The sequence below is a fragment of the Clostridium sp. D5 genome (assembly GCF_000190355.1).
In the GTDB taxonomy this organism is placed as follows: Bacteria; Bacillota; Clostridia; order Lachnospirales; family Lachnospiraceae; genus Faecalicatena; species Faecalicatena fissicatena_A.
Genome location: NZ_GL870809.1, coordinates 709,707 through 717,489, shown reverse-complemented (window position 1 = coordinate 717,489; position 7,783 = coordinate 709,707). Strand labels below are relative to the sequence as shown.

Below are 7,783 nucleotides of genomic sequence, written 5' to 3'. Positions count from 1 at the left end.
CAGCTTTTTAGAACACCTGAGCCGCTTAATCACCAGATTAAGCGGTGAATGTGTTCGGTTCGCGCTGATTTTGCGGATTTCCTCTTACTGCTGCTTGGCGCAGCGGCTGTATTTCCAACAGGACAGGTGTTTTTCACAGTCCGTCCCGGCTCACGGTAAGCGTCCCCCCTCCATCCGCTCCCGGGTCTAAAGCTCGTAAGCTAAATCCCAATCTCTCCAGTTGCGATTTTCTTCGCAATCGTCTTCTCATTTTCTTTTGCCTTCTCCCTCGTCATCCCAACACACAGGAAAAGAACTGCCGCCGTTATGTAAAATACAGCCGGTGCAAAGTTAATCACCATATCCATATGTGTCAGCACCATAGGACTCATCGTCTCTGAGTTTGCCACATATCCTACTGCACTTAATGCAAGAATCCCAACGGACCCTCCGATTGCATTCCCCAGTTTCGTAGAGAAAGATACGCAGGACTGGATGACTCCGTCAGACCGGACACCTGTTTTAAGCCAGTTGTCATCGATCACCTCGGCACTCAATGTAAAGCAGGTAATTGATACCAGATTCGTAAAGCCATATACAAAACCGGATAATATCACCATGCCTGTGAGGCCATTCTCCCCGATGATAAAGAACCAGACACAGCAAAGCGCCTGTGCGATACATCCTGCTGCACCCACGTATTTTTTGCTGAAACGGTTTAATAAAAATGGGGCATAGAAATTCACCGCCAGCAGTCCGGCTGACATCGCGGTTGCAAATCCTGCCATTAGAACAGGCTCTTTCAAGATATAGATAAAATAATACGCCATAATGCCGATTCTTCCGAACAGCCCTGTCAGGAAGGTCAGCATTGCAAGCATTACAAACACCGCGTTACGGTCTCTGAATGTAATTTTAAAGGATCTCAGCAGTTTCTTCATGGTATCGCCAATTGTCTCCTTAGGTTCACCATCTCTTCTGCCGATTATTTCTTTCGTAGAGAAAAAACATACCAGGAAACATGGAATACACACAATTGAAAACATCAGCGCCGACATGAAGTATCCTGTTCCCGAGGTCAGGGAACCACCGCCCCAGAAAAGAATCATCGGCATTGTCACAGCGCTGATGACCATCTGGATCAGCCCGGAACCAACACCCTTAAACGCATTCAAAGCTACCCGTTCTTCATTCAGGGCTGTCATTGTATTTGCCACACACTGCGTAGAAATATTAACAGCTGTATAAGCCATGCCTGTAGCGATATAAGTAAATCCGCACCAGAGCACTTTCCAGCCGCCGGGTATATCCAGGTTCAAAAATGTAAGGCAGTTAAACAGTGCAAGAACCGGTGCACCCCATAAAATGTACGGGCGGAAACGCCCCCATTTCGACTTTGTATTTTCAGCGATTGCACCAAACATTGGATCATTGACAGCATCCCAGATGCGTGCTGCCAACATGATGATCGATATAGCGGCCGGCGCCAGTCCCACAACATCAGTATAAAAGATCGTCAGATAAGAACTGATCAACGTCCACGAACATTGTGACCCGATTTCGCCAAAACTGTATCCGAGTTTCGTCTTTAATGGAAGTTTCCGGTTTACGTCAACCGTTTTAAGCGCATTATTTTCACTCATTTTTCTTTTTCCTTTTCGGGAGCATAAACCAATTCTTCCCCTGCCTTTGTCACTCTATTAGTTAGCTTATCATACTCTATGTCGGATTACCATTATATACTTTATTCTGCAGCTTGCTGCAGATCCGCCCGCAGGGCATGAGTTACGGTGTGCCCTGGGGTATAAATTTTTCCGCGTAATGGCAGGCCGCGGCATGGCCCGGTTTCAGCTCACGAAGCACGGGTTCTTCTGCTCTGCACTTATCCTCTGCGTAAGGACAGCGTTCCGCAAACCGGCAGCATTTTTTCGGATCAATTGGAGAGGTAAGTTCGCCCTTCAACACCATCCGCTGCTTGCTGATATGTACGTTCGGAATCGGGATCGCAGACAGCAGTGCCTGGGAATATGGATGAATCGTATTCTTAAAGATTTCTTTTGCAGGGCATTTTTCAATCACCTGTCCCAGATACATCACTGCAATGTCATCGGAAATATGTTTGACGACCGACATATCATGGGTAATGAACATGTAGGTCAGTCCTCTTTCTTCCTGCAAGTCCTGAAGAAGATTTAGGATCTGTGCCTGAATGGAAACATCCAGTGCAGAGACAGGTTCATCACACACAATGAAATCCGGGTCCAGGGACAATGCCCGGGCAATTCCGATACGCTGGCGCCTGCCGCCGTCCAGTTCATGAGGGTAAGAACTTTCCAGACGCGCTGCCAGCCCTACCAGCTCCATCATTTCCTGTGCCTTTTTTGTCACTTCCGTTTTTGAAAATTCTTTATGGTTTACCCTAATCGGTTCTACTACCAGCTGCAGGACATTCATTCTTGGGTCCAGGGATGCGTAAGGGTCCTGAAAGATCATCTGTATATTTGAACGGTAGTTTTTCTTAAATTCCTTGATCGGCATGCCTGCAATATCGGTTCCGTTGTAGAGCACTTCCCCCGATGTGGCATCGTGCAGCCTCATCAGCGTCTTTCCAAGCGTTGACTTCCCGCATCCCGACTCGCCGACAATACCGATGGTCTTCCCCCTTTCAATATTCAGGGTTACGTTGTCAACCGCATGTAACTCGCCTCTCGGAGTAGAAAAATATTTTTTCAGATTCTTTACTTCAATTAAATGATCCATCTATTTTTCCTCCTTTTCTGCTCTATAGTTAAAACATTTTACCCAATGTTCTTCATTCACATTTACAATCCGGGGATCTCCCGATTCACACTGCTCACATTTTTCCGTACATCGGTCCGCAAAGCTGCAGCAGCATGGAAGCTTCGACGGATCTGTTACCATCCCCGGCACAACCCTCAGCCTTTTTACATCCTTGTCCAGAGATGGAATCGATTGATACAGGGCTTTTGTATATGGATGTTTCGGATGATCAAATACCTCTTCCACGGTTCCGTATTCTACCAGTTCACCGGCATACATAACTGCACAGTGGTCACACATCTCGGCAACCACTCCCAGATCATGGGTAATCAAGATCATGGAGGTCCCCTGCTTTTGCTGAAGAGATCTCATCATATCCAGGATCTGTGCCTGGATGGTTACATCAAGCGCCGTCGTCGGTTCATCCGCAATCAGCAGTTCCGGTTCACAGGCCAGTGCGATTGCGATGACAATCCTCTGTTTCATTCCGCCGGAGAACTGATGGGGATAATCCTTATACCGCTCCGGAACGATTCCCACCATTGCCAGCATCTTCTGGGCCCGCTGCAGTGCCTCTGCCTTTGAACAGCGGTCATGGAGCAGGATGACTTCGGCAATCTGATCGCCAACCGGCTTTACGGGATTTAAGGCTGTCATTGGATCCTGGAAGATCATAGATATTTTTTTTCCGCGCACTTTCCGCATTTCTCTGGCGGATTTGTCAAATAAATTCTCCCCTTCCAGTTCAACGCTTCCCTGGATCACATGTCCTACTTTATCCGGTAAAAGTCCCATAATTCCGAGTGCGGTTGTTGTTTTTCCCGCTCCGGTCTCCCCTACAAGACCCAGGACTTCTCCCTTTTTTATTTCAAAACTGATGTTGTTTACCGCTTCTACTACTTCTTCATCCGTCTCATAGTGAATCACGAGATCTTTTACATTTAATATATTCGTACTCATAGTTACGCTCCTTACTTCAGCCTTGGGTCAAATGCATCGCGAAGACCATCACCCATCAGATTGAATGCAAAACATGTGATCATAATCATCATCGCCGGGAACAGCATCATGTATGGCGCCGAGGTCAGATATGCCTTTCCGTCATTCAGGATCAGTCCCCATTCCGGGGTCGGTGCTGCGAGTCCGACACCAATGTAACTCATGGATGACATCATCATGATAGATACCGCCAGGAATCCGACAAAGTAAATAATCATGACACCAACCGCATTCGGAATCATATGTTTGATAATCATCTGCACCTGATTCACTCCGATTGCTTCTGAAGATTCAATATAGTCACTGCCACGGACACGAAGGATTGCCGCCCTGTTGTTTCTTGCCATGGTCGGCATGGAAGCGAACATGATTGCCGCAACCAGCTGGGGGATACCGTTTCCTAACACCGCAACGATACACATTGCCATCATGATCATCGGAATGGACTGAAAGATATCCATGACACGCATAATAAGCGTATCTACAATTCCGCCGCAATATCCCGCGATAATTCCCAGCAGGCCGCCGCTGAAAAAAGCTGCGATGGTACAGAAGAGCGCAATAATAAGCGAATATCTCGCACCATAGATTACCCGGCTGAATATATCTCTTCCGAACTGGTCTGTTCCGAAGAAGTGTGCGGAACTCGGTGCCTGCATCATAGCGCTGTAATCCTGGGTCTGATAGCCGTACGGTGCGATCAGGGGTGCAAATATTGCAATCAGGATCAGGATACAGACTACAGCCAGTCCAAGAAGTGCCGTTGGATTACGTTTGAATCTTTTCCAGGATTCATATGCAGGTGTTGACTTGACAGGTTTTTTTCTTTTTGCATTTCTCTTTTCTATTTTCTCCATTGCAGGAGTATGCATTTTAGCCATTCTTTTCCCCTCCTACGCCGCTTTCAGACTTTTCTGCTTTCGGGGTGTTTTCTTTGCCCCGCCTGAAATAATTGTTGTTTTTAATCGCGGATCAATCATAACAAAACTGATGTCTACAAGCAGGTTGATAATTGTAAGAACCATTGCAATGATAAGCGCGCCTCCAAGAACCGACGGGTAGTTGCGCTGTGTGATCGCATCTACAATATATTTCCCCACACCGGGCACACCAAATACTGTCTCCAGAACCATTCCGCCGCCGATCGAATTGCCAAGACTGGTACCTACCGACTGTGCAACCGGGATCATGGCATTTCTCAGGGCATGGTGCTGTGTAATATTTTTTTCTGACTGTCCTTTTGCACGGGCGGTCCTGATATAATCCTCTCCCAGAACTTCCAGCATAGAAGAACGGGTAATACGGGTATAGCTTGCAACGGATGCGAGTCCGATACACAGCATAGGCATAATATAGCCCTGCCATGTGTCAATTCCGTTGGCCGGCAGGATATGTAAATTTACTGCAAAGACCATGATAAGCACCAGCGCAATCACAAACTCCGGAACAGACTGAAAGAACATCGATACAACGAGCACGCCGGAATCGACCACCGTGTATTTTTTTAATGCCGATATAATTCCCAGAAGGACGCCGATCAGCGCACCCATTATCACTGCGCCAAGCGTAATCTTTGCCGAAGTGGCAAGCCTGGGCAGGATTTCCTGCAGTACCGGTTTGCCCGTGCGGTACGAGTCTCCAAAGTCCCCTTTTGTCACAATATCTTTGATATAATGAAAGTACTGGGTCACGACCGGATCATTCAGGCCTAACTCTTCTCTCTTTTCCTGTACCTGTTCTTCCGAAGCGCTGTTGCCCAGGATCTGTCTTGCCGGGTCTCCGGGGGTGAATGTTTTTAATGCAAAGATTATAATTGTTACCCCAAACAAAATTGGTATCAGGTACAGAATTCGTTTTATAATATATTTAAACATCTGCTGTCTCCTATTTTCCTCTTTTCAAATATTGCCCAGAGATTTTACATCTCCGGGCAATATGAATCCATACTTGCTCTTCACATATTATTTATAAAGTTGTGTTACATCAATGAAACCGCGTTCTCTTACGTTGAATCCCTTCAGGTCTTTTGCCAGTACTGATGCTTTCATCTCTGAATACAGGTTTGAACAGATCGTCTGCTCCTTCACAATCTTGTCCAGTTCCGCTGCATATTCTGCAACCTTATCTGCATCAGATTCACTCACCATGTTCTGGATTGTAGTGTCGATCTCGTCGGTAGTCCATTTTGGCCCGCCGATCACCATTCCCGGTCCTTCCACATTTAATTTCTGTAAGAACGGCATTACATTTGCAGGGATTCTGACGTTTGGTGTATCACCAATACAGATCAGATCGTAATCTCCGCCAAATGCCCCTTCTACAAACTGTGCTGTGTCAGGTGTGTCAATCGTAAGCTTAATGCCCGCCTCTGCTAGGTTTGCCTGCATAACGGTAAGTACCGGAGTAATATCCTGCAGTCCAAGCGCCGTAATCTCAAGCCCGTCTGCATAGCCTGCTTCTTCCAGAAGTGCTTTTGCACCTTCTACATCAACGGCTCTCTCCTCTGAAGTATAAGCGGAAGCATAGAACGTACATCCTGAATCCCAGTAAGAATCTGCTGCCCCTGCAAATCCGGCTGTTCCAACCTGTGCAATTGCATCGAAATCCAATGCCTTATCAATGGCTTCCCGAACCTTCTGTTCCTTTGTCGCCCCTGCATTATCCCCCATGTTATACCACAGATGGATCTCCTGTCCAAAGGAATAGATTGCCGTATTTACTGCATCGCTCTCCGCGTAGGTAGCCGCCTGGCTTACCGGCATATCATATGCCACATCTGCATCCCCTGATTCTACTGCCATCTCCCGGGCCGCTGCATCACTGGTGAAGGTAAATACGATGGTCTTATAGTATCCCGCATAATCTTTATTCCAGTAATTGTCGTTTCGTTCCACAGTAATAGACTGTCCGTTCTTCCATTCTTTGAACTTATATTTTCCGCAGCCAATCATCGGATTTGTCTGTACTCCTTCAATTCCGCCTGCCGCATTGATTTCATCTTCTGTAACGATACCACAGCTTGACCAGCTCAGCATGATAAGGAAATCCGGTGCAGCTGTATTGAACTCGATTACGACTGTATGTTCATCCTCTGCCGTCGCTCCGACAAGGTACTTGCCAATATCGTTTGTCGCATTTAATCCTACCCACAGCTCGTTGCAGTCATATACAACATCCTCTGCTTCCAGCAAAGTTCCGTCCGTCATCGTTACATCATCACGAAGTTTGAATCTGCAATGTGTGTCATCGATCCATTCCCACTCTGTCGCCAGATTCGGAAGCACTTCATTGGTGCTGTAATCCACGGATACCAGCGTATCCACTAAAGTTCCCCCAATGATCTGCTCCTCATTTTCTGTCTTTCCTGCTGCGACAGCGTAAAGAGTTGACGGTTCTGATGCAAGTCCGACTGTAAGGGTCTCATCGGAAGTCTCTGTATTAGCGGCATCTGTGCCCGGAGTTAATACCTTTGTTTTTACGGCTGTGCTGTCCGCAGCTTTTGAGTCTTTTGCTGTATCCGAAGACTCTGCCCCACCGCATGCAGCTAACGAAAGTGTCATTGCCCCCGCCAGTAAAACTGCTGTTAACTTTCTCAATTTCATATTCATTTCCTCCTCTTTCTTTGTGGTTCCAGTGTAACAGTACGCCTCACTCTCTGCATGCCTGATACCGTCCACTTTTTGCATATAATAATGACCTCTTTCGTTCTCCTGAAATTATCTAGTCAAAAATATGCCGTTAATTTTTGTCCTGTCTTTCTGCCACATTCTTACTGGTCTGCTTCTACAAGGAATTCTTTTATATACTGAAAATCATTCGGGTCATAACATACTATTTCATAGGATTTGATATCCGGATTGCTGAACACAGTGGTCAGCCCTATGAATTGCGCCAATGTAGATGCCAGGTTCAAAACGTCCCTTTCCTCTGTGATCAGTTCCACTCTGCCCCTGCATTTTGCAAGTGCTTTATAAAATCCATCTACATTGGTAATCTGCTTTACTTTCATATTATCTTCTCCTTT

7 protein-coding genes are annotated in these 7,783 nt (G+C 46.5%); all 7 read right to left on the bottom strand.

Going from position 1 to position 7,783, the window contains the following annotated elements:
• Nucleotides 1–200: 200 nt before the first annotated feature.
• On the bottom strand, nucleotides 201–1,622 hold the full coding sequence (locus HMPREF0240_RS03120) for a glycoside-pentoside-hexuronide (GPH):cation symporter (RefSeq protein ID WP_009001993.1): 1,422 nt from the start codon (nucleotides 1,620–1,622) through the stop codon (nucleotides 201–203).
• Nucleotides 1,623–1,764: 142 nt separating this feature from the next.
• The gene (locus HMPREF0240_RS03115; RefSeq protein ID WP_035312312.1) at nucleotides 1,765–2,739 is read right to left on the bottom strand and encodes an oligopeptide/dipeptide ABC transporter ATP-binding protein; all 975 of its coding nucleotides are present in this window, start codon (nucleotides 2,737–2,739) and stop codon (nucleotides 1,765–1,767) included.
• Nucleotides 2,740–3,720, bottom strand: a complete 981-nt coding sequence (locus tag HMPREF0240_RS03110; RefSeq protein WP_035312311.1) for an ABC transporter ATP-binding protein — start codon at nucleotides 3,718–3,720, stop codon at nucleotides 2,740–2,742. It lies immediately after the preceding gene.
• An 11-nt stretch (nucleotides 3,721–3,731) separates the two neighbouring features.
• Entirely contained in the window at nucleotides 3,732–4,640 is a 909-nt protein-coding gene (locus HMPREF0240_RS03105; protein WP_009001992.1) for an ABC transporter permease, read from the bottom strand.
• A 12-nt stretch (nucleotides 4,641–4,652) separates the two neighbouring features.
• Complete coding sequence (locus HMPREF0240_RS03100) at nucleotides 4,653–5,633, bottom strand: ABC transporter permease (protein WP_009001991.1); 981 nt, start codon at nucleotides 5,631–5,633, stop codon at nucleotides 4,653–4,655.
• A gap of 87 nt (nucleotides 5,634–5,720) precedes the next feature.
• The gene (locus HMPREF0240_RS03095; RefSeq protein ID WP_035312526.1) at nucleotides 5,721–7,361 is read right to left on the bottom strand and encodes an ABC transporter substrate-binding protein; all 1,641 of its coding nucleotides are present in this window, start codon (nucleotides 7,359–7,361) and stop codon (nucleotides 5,721–5,723) included.
• Nucleotides 7,362–7,528: 167 nt separating this feature from the next.
• Nucleotides 7,529–7,768: a hypothetical protein gene (locus tag HMPREF0240_RS03090; protein ID WP_009001989.1), complete on the bottom strand. Its 240-nt coding sequence runs from the start codon at nucleotides 7,766–7,768 to the stop codon at nucleotides 7,529–7,531.
• Nucleotides 7,769–7,783 lie beyond the last annotated feature (15 nt).